The organism is Mycoplasma todarodis, from assembly GCF_004335995.1.
Taxonomy (GTDB): Bacteria; Bacillota_I; Bacilli_A; order Mycoplasmatales; family Metamycoplasmataceae; genus Mycoplasma_K; species Mycoplasma_K todarodis.
This window is the reverse complement of record NZ_PSZP01000010.1, coordinates 1-20,542: the sequence shown is the minus strand read 5'-3', so window position 1 is coordinate 20,542 and position 20,542 is coordinate 1. Positions and strand designations below refer to the sequence as shown.

General features: G+C 32.1%; 22 protein-coding genes. 4 read left to right on the top strand and 18 right to left on the bottom strand.

The window, feature by feature from the left end; translation table 4 throughout:
- Window positions 1-457 precede the first annotated feature (457 nt).
- From C4B25_RS02005 to C4B25_RS01995, 3 genes are read right to left on the bottom strand one after another with little or no spacing between them, the layout of a single operon-like run.
- Window positions 458-724 carry a hypothetical protein gene (locus C4B25_RS02005; RefSeq protein WP_131613397.1) on the bottom strand — a complete coding sequence of 89 codons (267 nt, stop codon included), beginning with the start codon at window positions 722-724 and terminating at the stop codon, window positions 458-460.
- A 4-nt stretch (window positions 725-728) separates the two neighbouring features.
- A complete protein-coding gene (locus C4B25_RS02000) occupies window positions 729-2,303 on the bottom strand; it encodes an alpha,alpha-phosphotrehalase (protein ID WP_131613396.1) in 1,575 nt (524 codons plus the stop codon).
- Window positions 2,303-3,817 (bottom strand): PTS transporter subunit EIIC, encoded by a 1,515-nt coding sequence (locus tag C4B25_RS01995; protein WP_131613395.1) that lies wholly within the window; start codon window positions 3,815-3,817, stop codon window positions 2,303-2,305. Before C4B25_RS01995 ends, C4B25_RS02000 begins: the two co-directional genes overlap by 1 nt.
- Window positions 3,818-3,897: 80 nt before the next feature.
- On the opposite strand from C4B25_RS01995, the gene C4B25_RS01990 reads away from it, so the two are divergent.
- Window positions 3,898-4,749 (top strand): LacI family DNA-binding transcriptional regulator, encoded by an 852-nt coding sequence (locus tag C4B25_RS01990; RefSeq protein ID WP_131613394.1) that lies wholly within the window; start codon window positions 3,898-3,900, stop codon window positions 4,747-4,749.
- A gap of 24 nt (window positions 4,750-4,773) precedes the next feature.
- Here the strand turns inward: C4B25_RS01990 and C4B25_RS01985 are convergent, their stop codons facing one another.
- The 4 genes from C4B25_RS01985 to C4B25_RS01970 form a co-directional block, all read right to left on the bottom strand.
- On the bottom strand, window positions 4,774-5,514 hold the full coding sequence (locus C4B25_RS01985) for a hypothetical protein (protein WP_131613393.1): 741 nt from the start codon (window positions 5,512-5,514) through the stop codon (window positions 4,774-4,776).
- A 68-nt stretch (window positions 5,515-5,582) separates the two neighbouring features.
- Window positions 5,583-6,080, bottom strand: a complete 498-nt coding sequence (locus C4B25_RS01980; protein ID WP_131613392.1) for an HNH endonuclease — start codon at window positions 6,078-6,080, stop codon at window positions 5,583-5,585.
- Window positions 6,081-6,134: 54 nt separating this feature from the next.
- Window positions 6,135-6,680 carry a 5-formyltetrahydrofolate cyclo-ligase gene (locus C4B25_RS01975; protein WP_131613391.1) on the bottom strand — a complete coding sequence of 182 codons (546 nt, stop codon included), beginning with the start codon at window positions 6,678-6,680 and terminating at the stop codon, window positions 6,135-6,137.
- 31 nt (window positions 6,681-6,711) lie between these two features.
- Window positions 6,712-7,494, bottom strand: a complete 783-nt coding sequence (locus C4B25_RS01970; protein WP_131613390.1) for an alpha/beta hydrolase — start codon at window positions 7,492-7,494, stop codon at window positions 6,712-6,714.
- A gap of 87 nt (window positions 7,495-7,581) precedes the next feature.
- On the opposite strand from C4B25_RS01970, the gene C4B25_RS01965 reads away from it, so the two are divergent.
- Complete coding sequence (locus C4B25_RS01965) at window positions 7,582-8,391, top strand: coiled-coil domain-containing protein (protein WP_131613389.1); 810 nt, start codon at window positions 7,582-7,584, stop codon at window positions 8,389-8,391.
- Between the two features lie 125 nt (window positions 8,392-8,516).
- On the opposite strand, the gene C4B25_RS01960 is transcribed toward C4B25_RS01965, so the two are convergent.
- The 11 genes from C4B25_RS01960 to dnaA all read right to left on the bottom strand — a co-directional run bounded on the left by C4B25_RS01960 (window position 8,517) and on the right by dnaA (window position 19,138).
- Complete coding sequence (locus C4B25_RS01960; RefSeq protein ID WP_131613388.1) at window positions 8,517-8,864, bottom strand: hypothetical protein; 348 nt, start codon at window positions 8,862-8,864, stop codon at window positions 8,517-8,519.
- A 54-nt stretch (window positions 8,865-8,918) separates the two neighbouring features.
- Window positions 8,919-9,425, bottom strand: a complete 507-nt coding sequence (locus C4B25_RS01955) for a PH domain-containing protein (RefSeq protein WP_131613387.1) — start codon at window positions 9,423-9,425, stop codon at window positions 8,919-8,921.
- A gap of 63 nt (window positions 9,426-9,488) precedes the next feature.
- Window positions 9,489-10,223, bottom strand: a complete 735-nt coding sequence (locus C4B25_RS01950) for a glycerophosphodiester phosphodiesterase family protein (RefSeq protein ID WP_131613386.1) — start codon at window positions 10,221-10,223, stop codon at window positions 9,489-9,491.
- Window positions 10,224-10,438: 215 nt separating this feature from the next.
- The gene (locus C4B25_RS01945; RefSeq protein WP_131613385.1) at window positions 10,439-12,559 is read right to left on the bottom strand and encodes a Tex-like N-terminal domain-containing protein; all 2,121 of its coding nucleotides are present in this window, start codon (window positions 12,557-12,559) and stop codon (window positions 10,439-10,441) included.
- 93 nt (window positions 12,560-12,652) lie between these two features.
- A complete protein-coding gene (locus C4B25_RS01940; protein WP_131613384.1) occupies window positions 12,653-13,249 on the bottom strand; it encodes a hypothetical protein in 597 nt (198 codons plus the stop codon).
- 167 nt (window positions 13,250-13,416) lie between these two features.
- Window positions 13,417-13,893 carry a hypothetical protein gene (locus tag C4B25_RS01935; RefSeq protein ID WP_131613383.1) on the bottom strand — a complete coding sequence of 159 codons (477 nt, stop codon included), beginning with the start codon at window positions 13,891-13,893 and terminating at the stop codon, window positions 13,417-13,419.
- A gap of 58 nt (window positions 13,894-13,951) precedes the next feature.
- On the bottom strand, window positions 13,952-15,400 hold the full coding sequence (locus tag C4B25_RS01930) for an aldehyde dehydrogenase family protein (RefSeq protein WP_131613382.1): 1,449 nt from the start codon (window positions 15,398-15,400) through the stop codon (window positions 13,952-13,954).
- An 89-nt stretch (window positions 15,401-15,489) separates the two neighbouring features.
- The gene (locus tag C4B25_RS01925) at window positions 15,490-16,185 is read right to left on the bottom strand and encodes a hypothetical protein (protein ID WP_131613381.1); all 696 of its coding nucleotides are present in this window, start codon (window positions 16,183-16,185) and stop codon (window positions 15,490-15,492) included.
- Window positions 16,186-16,313: 128 nt separating this feature from the next.
- Window positions 16,314-16,532, bottom strand: a complete 219-nt coding sequence (locus C4B25_RS01920; RefSeq protein ID WP_131613380.1) for an RNA-binding S4 domain-containing protein — start codon at window positions 16,530-16,532, stop codon at window positions 16,314-16,316.
- A gap of 9 nt (window positions 16,533-16,541) precedes the next feature.
- The gene (dnaN, locus tag C4B25_RS01915; RefSeq protein ID WP_131613379.1) at window positions 16,542-17,642 is read right to left on the bottom strand and encodes a DNA polymerase III subunit beta; all 1,101 of its coding nucleotides are present in this window, start codon (window positions 17,640-17,642) and stop codon (window positions 16,542-16,544) included.
- A 125-nt stretch (window positions 17,643-17,767) separates the two neighbouring features.
- Entirely contained in the window at window positions 17,768-19,138 is a 1,371-nt protein-coding gene (gene dnaA / locus C4B25_RS01910; protein ID WP_131613378.1) for a chromosomal replication initiator protein DnaA, read from the bottom strand.
- A gap of 256 nt (window positions 19,139-19,394) precedes the next feature.
- Between dnaA and galE the strand changes: the two genes are divergently transcribed.
- Together galE and rpmH are read left to right on the top strand one after the other, a co-directional pair.
- Window positions 19,395-20,372 carry a UDP-glucose 4-epimerase GalE gene (galE, locus tag C4B25_RS01905; RefSeq protein ID WP_131613377.1) on the top strand — a complete coding sequence of 326 codons (978 nt, stop codon included), beginning with the start codon at window positions 19,395-19,397 and terminating at the stop codon, window positions 20,370-20,372.
- 71 nt (window positions 20,373-20,443) lie between these two features.
- Window positions 20,444-20,542, top strand: a 99-nt coding sequence (gene rpmH, locus C4B25_RS01900) for a 50S ribosomal protein L34 (RefSeq protein WP_131613376.1), incomplete at its 3' end; no start/stop codon positions are given.

Here is a 20,542-nt window from a genome sequence, read left to right as displayed (position 1 = left end):
GCCAGCGTTCATCCTGAGCCAGGATCAAACTCTCATAAATTGATTCCGGGTTCATGGTTTCTTGTATCTAGTTTTCAAAGATCTATCAGCAACATTTAAGATAGCTTTTTCAAACAGTCTAATATGTGTTGCCTTACAAGTATATCAAAGTTTTGTTATTTTTTTCATACTTTTTAACTTTTTTAGCATCAATCTTAATCGCAAATATCACCAAAAGAAAAATCCAAGATTATTTACCACCTCAATTTGATTACACATTAATTAAGGCAACATTAAACAACCGATATATTAATCAACTTTTATTTGAAGAAAATTCAATTCCAATACATGTGAAATCTGAATTAAACAAACATATTAAAAAAGACGCGTACGCACACATAAGGAAAATAAGATATGTATCATGAAGAGTAAGTTGAAATTAAAAAAAGAGGGCATTGACCCACTTTTGTTATTAATATTATTTTCGTTTCTTAGTTCAAGCATTCCTTGATCTGACAACCCCATAAGTAAATGCAAACATAATTACATATCCTATTGCAGTTATAGCAAAGAACAATCCAACTAGCGTTCCAGTAGAATAATTTTTTTGTGTTAGTACAAATACCAAGGCACAAATGATTCCACCAAGTATGTTTGCTATGTGTCAGTATCATGGGTATGTTTCGGTCCAAACATTATCAAACCTATTCCTAACCCATTTAAATGTTTTTGCTAATATCTTCATAATATTAAACCTCCATTATTAACATTTGGTATGGCAACATCTTACCCTCAATTACATTATGATAATTGTTTCATAAAACCTTGCCATTTGTTTGTGCTTTTTGTATTTCGGAAGAAAATGAGAATAAGCACTTTTGTTTTTTTCCTTCGTGTATTCTTGAATATGAAATTACATCATTTTTAAATTCGTGAAATTCCACACTCCCATTAATTTGAATTGCATCACTCTTAATGAATTTAATATATTCTTTGTAAAAGTTTAAGATAGAATCATCGTCATTCAATTCTTGTTCCACATTAATAGTTTTGAAGTTTCGATTCACACCAATTCAAGGTTCCCCTTTTGAAAATCCTGCATTTTCACTCGAGTCTCATTGCATTGGCGTTCTTGAATTATCTCTCGATTTCTGATAAACCCCATTTGGTATACCTTTGATTTTATTGTTTCTAAAGTAATTTAATGTTTCAACATCTTTAAAATCTTCTTGGTGTTGAAAATCAACGTTTTCCATTCCTATCTCTTCACCTTGATAAATATATGGAATTCCTGGCAATGAAGCCGTAAAAGCAAATAACATCTTTGCTCCCGGAACCCTATATTTTTTTTCTATAAATCTAGAAACCGATCTTGGTTGATCATGATTGTTTAAGAATGTCGCCATTTTCGATCCAGCTCCATCAACACTTTCAAACCACCCCTTCATAATATCGTTAAGTTTTTTTATGTTCGGTTTCATATCAACAAATTTGTTCAACCCATCGTAATCAACCTTTAAATGATGAAAGGTAAATACAGAATCTAATTCAGTTCTATTTTTATTTGCGTATTGTATTGTGTCATCAACCGTTGTGGAAGAAAGTTCACCAACAGTTAGAAAATCGACATCATCGGGAAATTTCGAACTTAATTCTTGGATATATTTGTGTGCGTTCTTTCCGTCAGTATAGTATTTTCTACCATCGCCTTCATAATCATCTTTGAATTCACTTTTTGATATTAAGTTAATAACATCAAACCTAAATCCTTTTACACCCATATTAATAAAGTGGTCAACAATTTCGAATATTTGTTTTCTCACTTTTGGATTATCTCAGTTCAAATCCGCTTGTGTCTCATCAAATAAGTGTAAATATCAATTGTTAGGTTTATACTCTTTTCATGCACTGCCACCAAATTTTGAAACTCAGTTTGTTGGCGGTTTACCCTCAGAATATCTTGAAATATAAAAGTCTTTATAATCGGGATTTCCCTTTACTCATTCTTTAAATCACATGTGTTCTGTTGAGGTGTGATTAAATACCATATCCAACATTATTTTTAAGTTGTGCGCATCAGCTTTTTCAATCAATTCTTTTAAATCTTCATTTGTACCAAAGTTTTTATCAACTTGATAATAATCAGATATATCATACCCATTGTCTTTGAAGGGTGTTTTGAACACTGGCGTTAACCATAAATAATCAACCCCCAAATCTTCAAGGTACTTTAATTTACTAATTACACCACGCAAGTCACCCCTACCATTTCCGGTTGTATCCTTAAAAGATAATGGGTAAATCTCATACACAATTTTCTTCATTATAAAATTCCTACTCTAGCTTCAATTTTTTTGAATCTTGGATGTTTTCTAAGGGTTAGCGTTACAAAGATAGATATTGCTGCTGCCATTGAAGCAGCAATTAGGAATCATAGGTATCCTGTTCCTGCTCATGTGTGAACTCCTGAAATTCCTGATTGCGCTTGCATTGATAGAGTACCTAATCAAGCTCCGTTACCAATACCTGCTGAAGATACACCTGCAATTGTTACGAATAACGCCCCAACACTTGATCCGATAATACCAGCAATAAATGGAGCTATATACCTTATATTTATTCCGTACATCGCTGGTTCCGTTACACCAAGTCATGCAGCAGTTGTTGCTGAGTATCCAACTTGTTTCATTTTTTCTGATTTTTTGTGTGCTAGAGTAAATGCTAATGCCGCTGCACCCTGCGCAATATTAGAAATCGCTAAGATTGGGAAGAATAGTGAACCCCCAATTGTTGCTGTGTTTTGGATCATTACTGCATTTAACATATGGTGCATACCAGTCACAACAAGTGGCGCATATAATAAACCAAATATAGGCGCAAATATAAATTTTGCAATCGGGTTGGTTAATGCTCATTTAACTGCAAATGAAATAGCTGTCCCAATTGTTCAACCGATTGGCCCGATAATAACCATAGCCAGTATGTAAGCTCCTAATATTACACCTAGAGGAACAATTATTTGTTTTAGAATAGGTGTAACTATTCTATTTAGCCCTCTTTCGATATATACCCCAGCAAAGGCAACACCGATAGCGGGTATTACTTGAGCAGTATAAGAAATTTTTCAAGGGAATTTAAAACTTCCGAAATTAAATCCAAATTTATTTAAGTCCATATCTCAAATTCATTGAACCCCTTTTCCTCCTCCTGAAACACCGTAAGTATTAATAAGTGGTGGTAGTAACATTGATAGCCCAATAATGATACCCAAGACTTGTGAGCCTCCCATCTTTTTAAATATTGATCATGAAAGAGTTACTGGAAGATATCAGAACACTGCTTGAGCTGGTATTCATAGGAAATCATTCACACCTTTCATAAATGCGGATTCATTAACGATAACGAACCCATTGAAGTTTGCTTCTAAAATATTTCTAAACCCTAAAATAAGTCCACCAGCAACCAATGCCGGAATTAAAGGAATAAATATTTCTGAGAAATGTTGCATCATTCTTTGTAAAAAAGTTCCATTTGATGCCGCATCATTTTTTAATTCAGCTTTTGTGGATGCTGAAATGTTTGTTTGTTTTGAAAATTCTTTAAAGTAAGTTGGTATATCTGCACCAATAATTACATGATATTGGTTGTTTTGTAATTTTATAGTACCGCGAGAAGATGCTAGTTTTGATATTGCTCCATCATCCACTAATGTCATATCATTAACCACCAATCTTAATCTTGATACACAATGCATCGCAGAAGAAACATTATCCCTACCCCCAAGCAAGGTAATTAATTCTGTTATTTCTGCAGCATATTTGTTTGTTTTGTTTGCCATTTTTCTCCTTTTTGGAAACGTTTCCACAAATATATTATACTAGTTTTTTGAAAAATAATAAAAAAATATATAATGTTGATATGAAAAACAAAATAACATTCAAGGAGCTAGCAAATCTATCTGGAGTTTCCATCGGTACATTATCTCGTTTCTTTAATAATGGTTCTGTTTCAGCAAAAAATAGAAAAATCATTCAAAACAATATAGATAAATATGAATTCGTTAAAAATTCCGCTGCTGCAAGAGTAAGGGGAGAAAATAACCAATTAATAATTTTGAGAACTGTTGTTAGTTCAAATGCATTAGACACTATAATTTCAGGAATTATTGAAAACATTTCCAATGATGTTATGGTGAAGTACGGAGGTTCAACGGAAGAGCAAGTAATAAAGAGTATCGAGGTCGCTATAACTGATGCACCAAAATACTTAATTGTTTTTGCGCCCACTAATGCCACTAGCAAATTTGATAACGCAATTAAAAAAGCCTCTAAATATTCAAAGGTTGTCGTATATAACTACAACACTATCCACGCATCTTGTGTAACAACATCATATGAAGATGCAATCAAAAGTTTATCCTTAAAATACAAAAGAATTAACTTTGTTTATGATGATGTTGATGATATCGCAACCTTTAAAAATAGAATAAATTCCTTAGAGAACACCGGAATAAAATTAAACCTTTCGAAGGATATCTCTTCAGAAGAAATTAATTTTTACCAAAGTAAACATCTATACACAAAAATAAGTTTTTCAAAACCAGCTGATTCAATACTGATTTCTTATACAGAACCAATTAAATACAGCAATAAGGTTGAGTGGATATTCGTAGATCAATATCGTATTGGCGTATTAATTGCAAAATTGTGTATCAGCAACACCTTAAAACACGAAGTTGTAAATGCTGAACATATCAAAAAACAACAATAAAAAAAGGGGGCCTCCCTTTTTTAATTATTGTTTTTTATAAAAGCTACTATCTCTCATTGATGATGTGAACTTAGTTTCCTTTGCATATTTGTTAACTTTTTCAGATAATGATGGGTCAACAACTCACATATTTTTACTTTTTGCATTTCTTTTGTTTTGTGTTCTTGAAATATAAATTGCTTCAAAATTTGTAAACTCACCATTCTCAAGATTTGTCTCTGGTAACCTCACATTTTCTTGGATGATATTTAACACAGCTTTTGTCGTAACTCCAGTTGTGTAGTAATCATCAATAAATATATAGTGAACGTTTTTAAGTTCAAGCACAGTTGGATTAAACTTGACCTTTCATTTAGGGTAAACTGATTGAATTGTTCTTTCTCTCTCATCTCTGTCAACTAAAAAGTGAACACCTCTATAGTCTGGGGATTTGATTTTAATGAACTCAACATCTTCAAGTGCTTCAACAGCGAATAACATTGTTTGATTTCAAGTGCTCTTCCTTGGAGGGAGAACTATAACTGGGTTTTGCCCTGTTTTTTTTAGTAAGTCAACTCTTCATTTTAATAAGTCTATAAAATTTTCTTTTAAGTCTTTTGTATGCTGCATTTCTTTATTAGATTTCAATGCATTGAAATAACCAAATTTTCATGGTGCTTGATACCAAACCATATATCATGAATTACATATATCTGTTGGCTCCCCATCCTTTCAATTAAGTGGGTTTTTTGTGGGTGTTAGTTCCCAATTTTTGTTTTCTACCATCTATCTTTCCTGCTTTCTTTTTTAAATCATCTCATTAAACGAACCTTTTATTACTTTTATTTTAATTATTATTCTTGTGATTGATCTCAAAGCTTCAAAAGCTTCTCATCATGTTTGTCTAAAACAACCTCATATTTCCCAACACTTATTTTTTCGTAAATAGCCATACCCATTTCATATAATTCATCAAAGCTAAATTTTGAACCAGTTAACTTATTGTAATGCCTAGCTAAATCAGAACCTTTTAATAGGTTGTTTTTGTCATGAATTCCAGCCAAACCCATGTGTTGTAATCTGTGACATAACGGACACAAAGCAACAAACCTGATTAAGATTTGTTCTTTTTTCTCAAGATTGAACGCTCATAATTCGTGAGCCTCAACTGGATGTCTCCTACCTTTTCCGCCACACACCTCGCAAACGTATTTTGCTCTTTTATAAACTTCTTTCCTGATTACATCTCATTTTTCTTTACCCATTCATACTCTGGGGTTTTTATAGTGTGTGCTGCTTGGCAATGCTTTTGGCAATAATAGTCAATCAATTGTTATTTTATCTATTCTCATATTACATAAATTATAGTTTAAAAAAGAAAGATATCCAAGATACCCTTCTTCGATTTATTTTTGCTCAGTTATCACTACATCCATATTTACATCGTGTTTTTCAACTTTAAAATTTTCCAGTCTTTGCACTTCTAATGCTAATAGGACCTTTTTTGCACTTGTTCTTTTTAAAAACCGATCATAAAAACCCTTGCCTCTACCCAATCTATTTCCATTTGAATCAAATCCAACACAAGGCACAAAAATCAACTCTATTTCTTTTGCGGACACAATTTTATGATCTAACGAAGGTTGTTTTATAGTTTTGTATTGTTCGCCGCTTTTGAATGACGAGGACTTTATTTCAAGCATCACCATCTCTTCATCGATAACATACGGAAGAACAACTCGCTTGTTTTGTTTCAGTAAATATTCAATTAATTCTTTTGTTTGTACTTCTTTCTCCATAGAAGAAAATATTGCAATCGTGTTTGCATTTTTGGTTATAGGGAGTTGCTTGCACTTATTTACAATTACCTTACTAGCTAAATCAATTTGACGGCTCGTAATTTTCCTTAATGATGCATTGATGTTTTTTCTGGCGATTTGTTTTTCTATCATATGTGCTCCTTTAAAAAATAAAAAAGAATCATTATCTAATGACGCCTTTTTTGAAAAATCTTTTCTTACCCTCTGTTATTGCATTCAAGTATTGATTGAATTCGTGTGGAGCTGTTTTTATTGGGTTGTGTCTTTTTCCAATGAAAGTCACATCTTTATTTAATGAATTTGCATATTTCACAAATGCTCTTGTACTTATGATTCCATCATCCTTGCTAACTACAAATTCAGCTTTATATTTAGTGAGTTTGTAGCGAGTGTCTAACCTTTTCATAAACCTATCATCAAGAACAGTATTATTTAGAATTCCTGTTCATTTAGAGTCACGATCAAGAAACGCGTGAGCTCATATGTATTTCCCTCTAGTCATTTCTATTATTTTGTTAGAAATCAATAAGGGAATCTTACCTTTTGTTTCGTGGTGTTTTTTTAGTAATTTATAGGCTTTTGTTTTTTGGATTTCAGGAGTTATTGTTGACATATATATGATTCTTTTTACTTTAGGGTGAATCCCCACTTTAGACACAACGCCACCAGCAAGAGAGTGACCCAACAACACTACCCTTCTAGTCCTTGCTTTCTTAATGAAAAAATCTATTATTTTAACCATTTCATCAAACTCAACTTCGTCCGCGGTGTTCATATCAACCATATCAACAGCAATTATGTTGTAATCATTTTTTAATGTAAATAAGTGGCTTGCAAAGTTAGAGCTAGAATTAAAACCATGAACAAAAATTACAGTTCACTTTGAATTGTTATTTTTTTCGAAGTATCTCACTTCTTTGCCATTTACATTTTTAGTTCTATACATATATGTATTTTAACATTGTAATCATAGGTAGGTACTATATAATATAGTTAATTAAACTTCACACTGTTTGATTTAGAAAAGAGAAATATGAAAAAAAGAGTATATATAGATTTCGAGGCCTTTAATTTCCTCGGAGTTAGAAACGCACAACCATTTGCTTTTTCTGTAGCAACAATAAATGGCAAAAAGAAGAAAGTTAGAGCCAAAACATTTATCAATGATTTTGACAAAGAATGAAGTTCAGACTTCATGAAGGCTAGACTAATGATTTGCATACGTAAAATCACTGGTCAATCAAACATAAAGATGACTGATGTTGAATTCGTTGCTTTTGGCGCACAATTAGAATCATCAATACTTAAAGGTTGATTTGGTCCTGATATCACTATTGTTGATTTAGGTAAATCACTACACGGGAGTTTAAATTCACTAACAGTTGGATACGGAGAAACAAAGACTTACTTTGACGATTATTACGGAAGATTTTTAAATCACTTACCGGAAAATAAGGTTAGAAGATTGAACTTGATTGGTGATGGAGCATTCGTAGGTATGTTTGGTTCTTTCATGTTACAAGATCCTGTATATAGAGACAAATTTAAGAAAGTTAAATTTACAGAATTAGAAATCGCCACCATCACTCAAATTATGAAAACATATTCAGTTGATGATGTTCTAAGGTTAATTTATTTAGAAGAAAATCTTGAGGAAGTTAAAGAAATATCAGAAAGACACAGAAGAATTAACAAAACAATACAAGCTTTAAATAATAAAAAGCGTATGTACGCAACCACTGTTAAGTGTCTATCAGAGAATCCAAAAGCTACAGTTAACTCTCTTAAAAAAGAGATAGAACAAATAGAAACACAAGTTATTGATCTAAAAGAGCAAAAATAGCATATAATAGTAATGCGATGAGCCGCATCGAGGGAACCACTGTTAATTCATGTTTCTTCAAAGCGAGAAACAGACTTTCCACAAGTCAGTTTTTTTTACTCTTTTTTTTAATTAAAAAAAACACCCTATTTATGGTGTTTGATGTGCTGGGTATCCGATACCTTGATTGTTATTGAGTTTAAAACTTGTTTTTTGAATTTTAACATCTTGTTTTCTCTCAATCAATCCTCAATCTTTCTTTCGATATCCTTACCTCTAAATTCACCCAGAAGTGTTCTAGGGTTATTTCCTTTTATCGTCTTGATTTCAACTGTAAAAACTCCATGCACTTCTGAAGTTACAATAGAAACCTCCAAATCATCATTTTTGGTTAAGTCGTTTGATGTGATTAAATGATCCATTTGAGCCAATATCAATTCCGTTGTATTGTCGTTATTTAGTTTGTTTTTCTTTTTTCTTTTAAAAAATGACATCCTTCTCCCCTTTAATCTTATGAATTTAATTTTACTAAAATATATGTTTATATTTTACTTTCTTTTAATTCTTGTTTTTAGCTCTATTAACGCCAATGCGTAAATATCTTTCACTTCAAACTTAAACAATTGCTTTTTATATTCAAATATAAAAGCGTGCTTGTTTTTTTCTAACTCAAATTCAAACTCCTTGATTTCTTCGAATTCAAAAGCGTAACTTTGTTTAGAAACTCCTCTTCTTTCAGCGATAAGTCTTTCATTAGTTATTCAAAGTGTGCAAGGTTCCGGTTTTGTCTCTGGTGCCTCTAGATTAAAATCAACATCAGATATTTTTGACCTTAGTTGATAAATTAAATCTTCTGTATCATTCATAGTTGCTGGTTGACTCTCATAAGAAATGTCATACCCATTTTTCATCATATCTTCTTGATAAGATTCGAACTCTTCTAAATAGGGGTTGAAATTATTGCTAACTTGTTTTTTTCTTACCATCATTGTGATTGCCAATACCATGACAAATACAACCAAGACCCCAACAGTGACAACTATTGCTCTGTACATTTAACACTCCTTTGTTATATATAAAGTATAAATGAAACGCAAATAAAAATAGAATACTAAATTCTATTTGATCTTTATTTGAGTTTTCTTAACTTTGAATAAATGATTAGTTATCAATGAATGCATTCATTCTTTTTTAGCTAATCTTTTGTATGTGGCTCTATTCTTTAGAGTTCACACGTTGAATTTCATGCCCATTGATTTATATTTTGTTGCATGTGCAATATTCTTATATAACTTTACAGAAGGGTGTAGGAAATCGCAAGTTTCTTTAATTTGTTCTTTACCAATCTTCAAGAATTCTTTGTGTTTACTTCATAAAAACCCAAGTTTAACTTCACTATCTAATTCTCTAAGTCTTTTTAATGTATCAAAATTGAAAGAAGAGAGAATGAATTCTGTGTTTTTGTATCTTTTTATTGCCTTCAGGACTTTTTCTTCAATGCCTTCGTACTCAAAAACATCAGTTTTTAATTCAATATTAATTATTTTAAATTGGCTAGCAAACTCTTCAAGAAATTTTGGGAGAGTTAATATTTCAGCTTTTTTTATTCCTTCGAATTTTTTTGCGAAATTATATTCTTTTAATTCTCTTAAAGTCTTATCCTTTACATAACCTCTACCATTGGCAGTTCTATTAATCTTTTCATCATGTATAATCACTAACTTCTTGTCTTTTGTAAGTTGCACATCAAGCTCAACACCATCAAACCCAAAATTAGCAGCGTTCAAAAAAGCTAATCATGTGTTTTCTGGCGCAATACCTGACATCCCCCTGTGTGCTAAATTATTTGTCATCTTTCCTCCTTCTTGTCTCCTATTAATTATAGAACATTAACTAACTTTAACATAGAAAGGTGTTTAAACATAGGGATGGGCGAGAATTAAAAAGAGCAAAAGTGCACTTTGGACATTATTTTAGCATGTCACCACACCCCTCACTTACCCCGCACACTCATTGATATGGCATACCTTGATAAGTTAGTAAAAAAAACACCTCATTTGGTGTTTTTTTATTTTGTTAATAACTTAAGTCCAATTCTTTTTCTTTCTTTTTCGAGGCTTATTATTTCAACCTCTACAATTTGTCCAACTGATACAACATCCATCGGATTAGAAACAAATCCTTTTCCCATATTTGACTTGTGGATTAGTCCGGCAGTTTTAATACCAAGATCAACAAATGCACCAAATTCAGTAATGTTTTGAACTCTTCCCTCCATAACTTGACCTACAGCCATATTATCAATTGAAAGAATCTCAGTCTTCAACATCGGCGCATCATATGAATCACGAATATCACGTTGTGGACTAGAAATACCAGCCACAATATCTTCTATTGTATATTTATCTGATTCATATTTAGTAGCTAATTCTTGAACATCTAATTTTTGCAACTCATTAGCTTTACCGATTTCATCTAAAGAAATTTTATTGTCTTTCATGATAGCTTTTGCGATCTTGTATGACTCGGGGTGGATTGAAGTTGAGTCTAATTGGTTAACCCCATCAACAATTCTCAAGAAACCAATAGCTTGTTCATATGTTTTAGCTCCAAGCCCTTTAACTTTCTTGATTTCTTTCCGGTCTTTAAAGACTCCATTTTCAACCCTGTGGTCGATAATGTTATTCGCAACTTTAGCAGAAAGACCTGAGATGTAACGCAGCACTTCAGCACTAGCTGTGTTAATATCAACACCCACACGGTTAACAATTTTCTCTACAACAAACCCTAGTTGAGCATCGAGTTGTTTTTGGTTAACATCATGTTGATATTGACCGACACCAATTGCTTTGGGTTCGATTTTAACCAATTCATTAAGGGCATCTTGATAACGTCTAGCAATCGATATGGCTGAACGTTGTTCAACTTGCAATTTAGGAAATTCTTTTTGTGCTATTTTGGATGCCGAATATACAGATGCACCAGCTTCGGAGATGATTGTAAATGGTATTTTCATCCCTCTAGACTTTTGGTAATTAGCAATTAACTCCATAGTTTCTCTAGATGCAGTACCGTTACCAATAACGATTACATCTATATTAAAGTTTTTGAACGTGTCATCAAGAGTTGCATAAGCATCTCTTTCTTTGAATACGTAAATAACCCCTATTGTCTTCGGTGCTCCCGTTTGATCTATAACTGCGGTTTTACACCCAGTCCTAAATCCAGGGTCTATTCCAAGGACTGTTTTCCCTTTTATGGCTGGTGTTAGTAATAATTGCTCTAAATTAGTTGCAAAGATATCTATCGCACCTGCTCCAGCTTTCTCTGTTAAGTCAGAACGAATTTCACGTTCTATAGATGGTTTGATAAGACGTTTAAACCCATCTTTAACTGCCGCTTCAATGTAAGGTAAAGTTGAGTCGTTGTTATATCTATTCATGTTTTTAATCAAGAAGTCTGTAACTTGTTTTTGAGCATAATCAAATGAAACAGAAATAACCTTGGCTTTCTCCGCTCTATTGATAGCCAGAACTTGATAATTAGCTATTCACCTTAAATCTTTTTCAAACTCATAATAAGTTTTGTAAACCTCTTTTTCATCTTCAGCAGATTTTTTTAACTTCGTTTTTAATTTCGCGTTTTGTCAAATAAATGAACGAACTCATTTTCTAAAGTATGTTCTATCTGATGCATATTCTGCAATTATAAATTGAGCACCTTGGATTGCTTCTTCGGTAGTAAGTACTTTGTCGTTGATGAATTCTTGCGCTCTTCGTTCCACATCCATTTGTTGTTGTGCTGCAAGAATCATTTTTGCAAGTGGTTCCAATCCTTTTGCAATAGCTTCTGTAGCTTTTGTTTTTTTCTTCTCTTTAAACGGCAAGTAGATATCCTCAACATCTTTTAAAGTTTTGGCTTTTAAAATTTGTTCTTTGATTTTATCTGTAAGCATTCCTTTTTCTTCGATTAAACGAAGAACTGCTTCACGTCTCTCTTCTAGTGTTTTTTGTTTTGCGTGGTATGTTTCAATATCCTTAATTTGATTTTCGTCTAAACCACCTGTAATTTCTTTTCTATAACGAGCTATAAACGGAATTGTTGCACCTTCATTTAGTAATGAAAGAACTGTCTCCACTTGTTTTTCGTTTAGATTTAATTCTTTTGATATTATTGTTATTAAATTCATGTATATATTATATATTGCTAGGACCCACATCCTCTATTTCTTTTTAATATTTAATTCTAATAAATAAAAAAGCAGTGTTTTCACACCTACTTTTTAATACAACTTCTTAGCTGGAGTTGTTTTCTTTTTAGTTTCTGGTTTTGCCTTACTTTGTATCCCAGAAAAACTCTCACCAAGATGCATAAGCTCTTTTGATTTTTCTTCAATTTGTTTTTTAATTTCTGATTTTTCTTTTGCTGAGATGTTTGATCTCATCTTACTTTTTAAAACACTGATTTCTTGAAGTAGGCCATTGATCTTATTTTTGATTTGTTCTTCTCTTGATTTTTCTTTATAATCCTCGTTAATTTTAGTTGAAAGCTTTCCTAACTCTTTCTTTTGAGCTTCAATTTTTTTATTCAACGCTTCTTTTTCTTCTTTTATCTTAGAAATTTCTTTTTCTGTTTTTGTTTTTGAATCAGAAAGATTTTTTATTGTAGCTTCCATTGTAGCTTCCAAATCCTTTAATTTATTTTTCAAGGTTTTAATTAATTCCTCTGAATCTTTTTTAGCTTGATTTGAACCACTTATTTTTGTAGCTTTATCTTCTTGTTCTTTTTTACTTCCACACGATACAACTGTAACAATTGGGGTCGCAACCGCCAATGCAACCACACCCAATGTCACCATATTCTTTTTAACTTTCACCATAATACACACCCCTTTTATTTTTACTACTTGAAAATTGGGATAAAAAAATTGAATTCACCCATTTTGTTCTGTATATATTATATGGACAATTATCAGCAATCCTTGAAAAAAATAATTTTTTAGTTTTTTTTGATTGCACCAGCAAATAAAAAAAGGTGGTACACCTTTTAAAAATCCTTGTTAAATTCTTTGATCCTTTTCTTCTCTAGTGAATCATGTTTTGTTTTAATGGAATTACTCCTTGTCTCAAGGTGTTCCTCGTGACAAGTTATGTATTCCTCGTTAATTTTCTTCATTTCTATCTTCTTTATCACTTTGATAACGATTCAATTAAATGCTGGAATCAACATAAATAAGGAAGTGTACACATACTTAAGATATTTCTTCTTAGAGAATGTTGCGTTCGATTTGTGTTTGTTGCAGATTATTCATTTTTGTTTACCAAATGAATATGAAGTTAAGTAAAAAAGAATGATAGAAATAAGACAAATAGGAATTGTGATTAATAGTACTCATATTGGGATTTGAGGAACCGCTCCTATGATTAAAGAAGTTATTAATAGTGACGCAATCAAAAATGACGCAATAATTATTTTGTTTATTCTTACATATTCAGCAAACTCTTTTGTGATCATTATTTTCATGTTTGAATTATATATCAAAACTTTTCTTATTGTAATTATAAAAAATAAGGTCTTCGCCTTATTTTTTCTTCTTAAATAAAGAACTGTTTTTCTTTTTGAATATAACTAAGTTTTTTGGTCTAGTCATTGATTCTATAGAATATTTAATACCTTGCACTCCAAAACCTGAATGTTTAACTCCGGTGAATGGTAGTTGATCCGGTCCTCTTGAAGGGGGACAATTGATATTGACTGAACCCACTTCTATTTCTTCTGATATCTTAAGAGCTTTCTCATAATCTCTTGTGTAGATTGAAGCTTGTAGACCATATTCAGAATCATTAATTTCCTCGATGGCTTCTTCTAGTGAAGTGTAGTAAATGATTGGCAGCACAGGTCCGAACTGTTCCTCTTTTGCTATCTTCATCTCTGGGGTTACGTTAACTAAAACAGTTGGTTCAACCATATTTTTGTTGATTTTACCCCCTATAAGAATTTTTGCACCCTTTGTTGTTGCGTCATCAATAAGTTTCTTTTGGAATTTGGCTGTTCTAAGGTCGATTACAGGCCCGACAACAACTTTGTTAACAACTGGGTCTCCAATAGGTATTTCCGCCACTGCTCGCTTCATTTCCAATTCGAATTCTTTCTTTATCGCTTTAGGCACAAACACCCTTTTGATTGCAGTACACCTTTGTCCAGAGAACGAGAATGCACCCTTAATAATCCCTGAAACAACTTCTGAAACAACAACATCTTCAAGAAGTAATGCGGCGTCCTTGCCACCCATTTCTAGAATTACACTTTGCAACATCGAATTTTTAGAAATTGCTAATCCAATTTTTGTTGAACCAGTATAAGTTATTGCATCAGGTTCTTTGTGTTGCGTTAGGTAATCTCCAATTTCGCTCCCTTTACCAGTTACAAGGTTGAATACACCTTTCGGTAATTTTATTTCGTCAAAAATTTGTGCTATTAGATAAGCAGTTAAAGAACCGTTTGTTGCTGGTTTGAAAACAACAGAGTTACCTGATATTATCGCAGGTATTATTTTCGCAAGCGCCAGATTCACAGGGTAGTTAAACGGCGAAATAGCCAAAACAACTCCTAATGGTTCTCTAATAATCGTGATCATCTTATCCTGAGCACCAATTGTACTACCAGATACATGTTCAATAAGTTGGTTGTGGTATGAGTAGATAGTTTCAGAGATTAATTCAACCGTTCTTTGTATTTCAACAATTGAATCTTCAAGTGGTTTACCAATTTCGTAAAGCATCACCTCTGCAATTTCCTCTTTTTTTTCTGAAAGTTTGTTTGCAAACTCACTTACAAATTCTATTCTTTCTTCTCTCGAGTATTTTTTTCAGAGTTTTTGAGATTCCCTTGCCGCTGCGAAAGCAACGTCAATTTCTTTTTTAGTTAATGCCACCGCACTACTAAATTCCTTTAAATTTATCGGTGAGATTATAGGGTATCTTTTTTTACCATTGACAAACTCTCCATTAATATATGCTCTTGATTCCATTTTCCATACCTCCGTTTAATATATTATACCTTACTTATTTTTCTGAAATAGTTATAAAAAAATAAGACATAAGTCTTATTTCTAGAAAATTATTTCTTTGAGTAGTATAAGATTCAAGCCATGATAACTCCGACAATTGGGAAGATGATACATAGGATACCACATATAATTCCAAGAATTTTGTCATTGTCTTTCATTGTGATTGAATAGAAAATTGTGAAAATACCAAATACAACTACGATGATTCATGCTGTGAATAACATAATTGCACCAAGTCCACCCATGATTGGTGAAGCAACTCTAACATTGATTGCTCCAGCCACAATCATTAAGATAAGCCCAATTACTCAAATGATTGTTGCACGAATTGCTCATTTTCATCATTGATCTCTTGAAGATTTATCTCCAGCTTTTGATCCTTTTTTAGAGTAATACAGAATTCAAGCCATGATAACTCCAACAACTGGAATTAAAATACATAAAATACCTGTAATGATACCTACGATTTTTTCTGTTGCATCACTGAATGTTAGTGAATAAACAATTGTGAAAATACCAAATATAATCACAACAACTCACGCGATAAAGCAGATGATACCACCAGTAATAGCGATAATTCTAGCAATTACGTCAGCTGTATGTCCCCCGATTGAAGCGATTGAACCTGAGAATATAAATAATGTTATCCCAATCACTCATGCGATCGCAGCGTAGATCGCTCATTTTCATCATTGGTCTCTTTGTGCAGAAGAGTTAGATGATTTAGTTTCTTTCTTAGTAGCCATTAAAAAGCCTCCTTATTTTTAGTTTAACCATAGTATTCTATCATTGTTTTTAGCAATGGATGAAAAATAGTAATAAAAATGAACTAACTTGAATTATTCAAGGTATTAGTTCTTTTTTGTTTTTATGATTAATCTTCTTTTTTAAGTTTAATCAAATATACTTGATCATTTATTCAAAGAGTGTCGCCGGGTCTTATTTTGGATCCTCTTCCCTCTGGTTCTTTACCATTAATAGTAATTTTATTTCTTTCGATAAATACTTTTGCTGCTCCACCTGAATGTGTGAATCTCAACTTTTTAAGTAATTGTCCAAGTTTTATGTATTCTCCAATGATTTCTATTTTCATATTATCTCCTTAATATCCTCTGTGTGGTAGGACTAATTGTACTAACGCCTTATTTGACTCACCCATAATAACGAATGGTTTTAACTCACCTATGAATCTAATCACAACATTACCTTTAAAGGTCCTTAGAGCGTCTTTCATGAATTTCGAATCAAACGCTATAGAGAACATTGTATTACCCTCTCATTTGAAGTTTTCTGTTTCAACATGAGAATTACCAACTTCTTCTTGTTTTGATTCTATTTGAAGTTTTCCTTCTTTGATTTCTAATTTAACTGTTTTCGCATCCCCTGAAGATACAACAATCGCTTTATCTATTAAATTACTTAACTCTTTTGAGTCGATTTCTAATTTGTAGTTATATTCTTTTGGAATCAACCTTGATAATTCTGGATATATACCATCTATCAATCTTGATTGTATTATCGAAGAATCGTGTTCTATATTTATCTTAGAATCGTCAACTTTTATTTTAACTTCACCTTTAATTGATGCCGGAATGAAGTCTTTTATGTTCTTAGCTAAAATAGTGATGTTGAAATTGTTAACTGATGCTGTATCCATTCTTGAAGTTGCTAAACGATATGAATCTGTTGCAGAAATTCTCAAGTGTCCTTCTTTAGCAATTATATTAATACCATTCAAAATTATCCTTCTGTTATTTTCAGCTGCTGCGAAAGCAACATCTCTAATTGTGCTTTTGAAAGCTGCTGAATCAAGAATTAACTCACTCCCTACTAAATCAAAATCAATCATAGGGTAATCTTCAGGATCCATTAAGTTAAGTTTAAAACTTGAACCTGATGAATATATGTTGAGAGTCGATTCATTAGTTTGCAGTTCGATCTCTTTGGCTTGTTTTTTGATTATCTCTATAAACATCTTCCCTGGGATAAGACTAATCCCCTCTTTTAATACAGTTACATCCTCACTTATTAATATAGTTTCTTTTATCGATAGAACTCCATCTGATGCTAGTAATTCTATTTTTTCGTTTGTTACTTTAAATAAAATTCCATTTAGGGATGTCAGTGCAGGATTGTTTGATAATGCCTTACTTATGTTTTTTAAATGTTTTTCAAATAAAGACTTTTCTATTTTGATATTCATGTTTAATCTCCTTAGTTAGTTTTTGTTTAATTATTAGTATTAGTTGTGTTGATTTAGGGGAAAACCCTTAAAACCCTTTCTATAACTGCTTTATACGGATTTGCAATTATGTGGGTAACTTGTGATTAACTAACTTTTGTAATTTTTGATTCAATTTGTTTTATAGCCATTTTGACGGCTGAGTTGATCCTCATAGAGGTTTCTATTTTGTTTATGGCGGACATTGTAGTTGAGTGGTCACGCCCTCCGAATATCTCTCCGATTTGAGCGAAAGATAATTGTTTTATAGATCTTACTAGCCACATAGCAATATGCCTAGCTTGAACAACATTTTGTTTTCTTGTTTTACCGTAAATATCGGCTTTAGGTATTTTGTAGTAGTGTGATACGGTTGAAACAATTCGTTCAGGTGTTAATTCTTCTTTGTTTATTTTCAGTTGGTCGAATATTTTTGAAACAACTGCATGAGTATATTTGATTGATTGGTTATCCATTGTGAAGAATTTAACTCTTTTAACAGCTCCTTCAACAGATCTGATTGAATTAGAGTAATTTCTAGCAATAAATGAGAGAGCTTGTTCTTCTCATTCGGAAGAGTTCAAACCTTCTAAATCAAGTTTTTGTCTCAAGATTGCTATTAAGTCATTTATATTAGGGGTTTCTATTTCCAAAGTTAACCCTTTTTCAAACCTTGTGATGAATCTATCTTCGAAACCGCCAAGTTCATTAGGTGTTTTATCAGCTGCGAAAATAATTTGTATTCCTTTTTCTAAAGCAAAATTAATGATATTGAATAATACAGAAAGGGTTTTAGTTCGACTTCCTAAGTTTTGGATATCATCAAACATAATATAATCGAATGAAGTGATATCATCTATTATCTTATTAACTTGATCTTGACTTTGTTTCATGGCTTCAGTTAATTTATAAGTTAATCTATCTGGGTTAACAAATAATGCGGTCTTTCCCTTTTTAATAACCTCATTACCGATAGCATGCAACAAGTGAGTTTTTCCCAAACCGGATGAAGAATATATAAATAAAGGTGAGAATATACCTTGCTCTTCAATAATGGCGCGAGCACCTCTTAAAGCTTTCTTGTTAAATTTACAATTAACATAATTGCCGAAATTATATTTTTCGATTATATTTGACTCTGCAATTATTGTTAATGGCGCTTTTTTAACAACTTTCTCAGAAGTTTCTGTTTCTATTTGACTTATATAAGTTCCTTTGAGAACTAATTTAACATCAACACTTCTTTCTAAAACTTCTTTAACTGCTGTTTGGAACATGTGCTCATAATCTCTTTCGAGTATTAATCTAACAGGTTCGGAGGGAGTTTCTATTACAACAACACCCTTGTAATCTTCAATAATATTTATTTCTTTTATAAATGAGTTGAAAATCATCTCATCTGATATCGCTGATTCTAAGTAGTCTATTAAGAGTTGTGTATTTGATTTGTTGTTTATTTTTCTAGCATCTGATTTCATATAACCTAATTGTATTACTTACTCAAAACTATGTGGATAAATAAAGTTAAAATAATGATTTTTTTCAAGAAATACACATAGTTATCCACATAAAGAAACCCCACTAATAAAGGTTTTTAGAAGTTTTCCACAAAAGGTTGGGTGGAAAAAGGGTTTGGAGGTGTGTAAAAGATGATTGAATGAGAATATGTAGGGGGAAGTGTAAAAAATAAAATAAAAAGTTATATAATGTTAACGATTAAAAATTGGAGGCAATATGAAAGTAGTTGTTACAGGTGGAGCAGGATATATCGGTTCTCATGCCGTATATGCGTTAATAGAAAAAGGACATGAGGTTGTTATAATTGATAACCTTTCAAGAGGGTATAAAGCAAACATACACCCAGAAGCTAAATTTTACGAAGCTGACTTGAGAGATGTTGAAGTTATTAAAGAAATTTTTGATAAAGAAGGAAAAATTGATGGGATTATGCACTTTGCTGGATACATTGTTGTTCCAGAATCAGTAGAAAAACCATTAATGTACTTCAATAATAATGTTTACTCAGTAGAAAAATTATTAGAGGCAGCAGATCATGCAAATATAAATAATATTGTATTCTCATCTACTGCAGCAGTATACGGAGAACCAAAAGTAGTTCCTATTAAAGAAGGGGATGTTAAAGAACCAGTAAACCCATATGGTGAATCAAAATTAGCGGCTGAAGCGCTGATTAGAGGTTGAACAAAAGCCAGAGGTAAGAATCACGTTATTTTCAGATACTTCAACGTAGCTGGAACACACCCTTCAGGAAAAATTGGGATAAGAGGTAGAGGTCTTACTCACTTGTTACCAAGTGTTATTGAAGCAGCAATAGGTGTTAGAGAAAAATTCGTTGCAATGGGAACAGATTACCCAACTAAAGATGGTTCATGTGTTCGTGACTTCATTCATGTTAATGATTTAGTAGCGGCTCACATCAAAGGTCTTGAATGATCAATTGAAAACAAAGAATCAGGAATATTCAACCTTGGTTCAGGATCAGGATATTCAGTTCTTGAAGTATTAGAAGCGGCAAATAATACACTTGGATTCAAAATACCTAGTGAATTAGGAGATAGAAGAGCTGGAGACCCAGCTAAATTATTAGCTGACGTTTCTAATGCAGCTCAAACTCTAAAATGAAAAACTGAGCAACCTTTAGAAGTTATGATTAAAACTGAATATGAATTTAGAAAAAAATTAGAAAAATAATGTATAATTCCATTACTTAACTCACAAGAGCACGAGTGATGACAACCAATAAAATGTAAAAAGGAGTAGCAATGAAAAGAACTTACCAACCAAATAAACGTAAGCACGCTAAGACACACGGTTTTAGAGCTAGAATGTCTTCTGTAGGTGGAAGACTTGTTCTTAAGAGA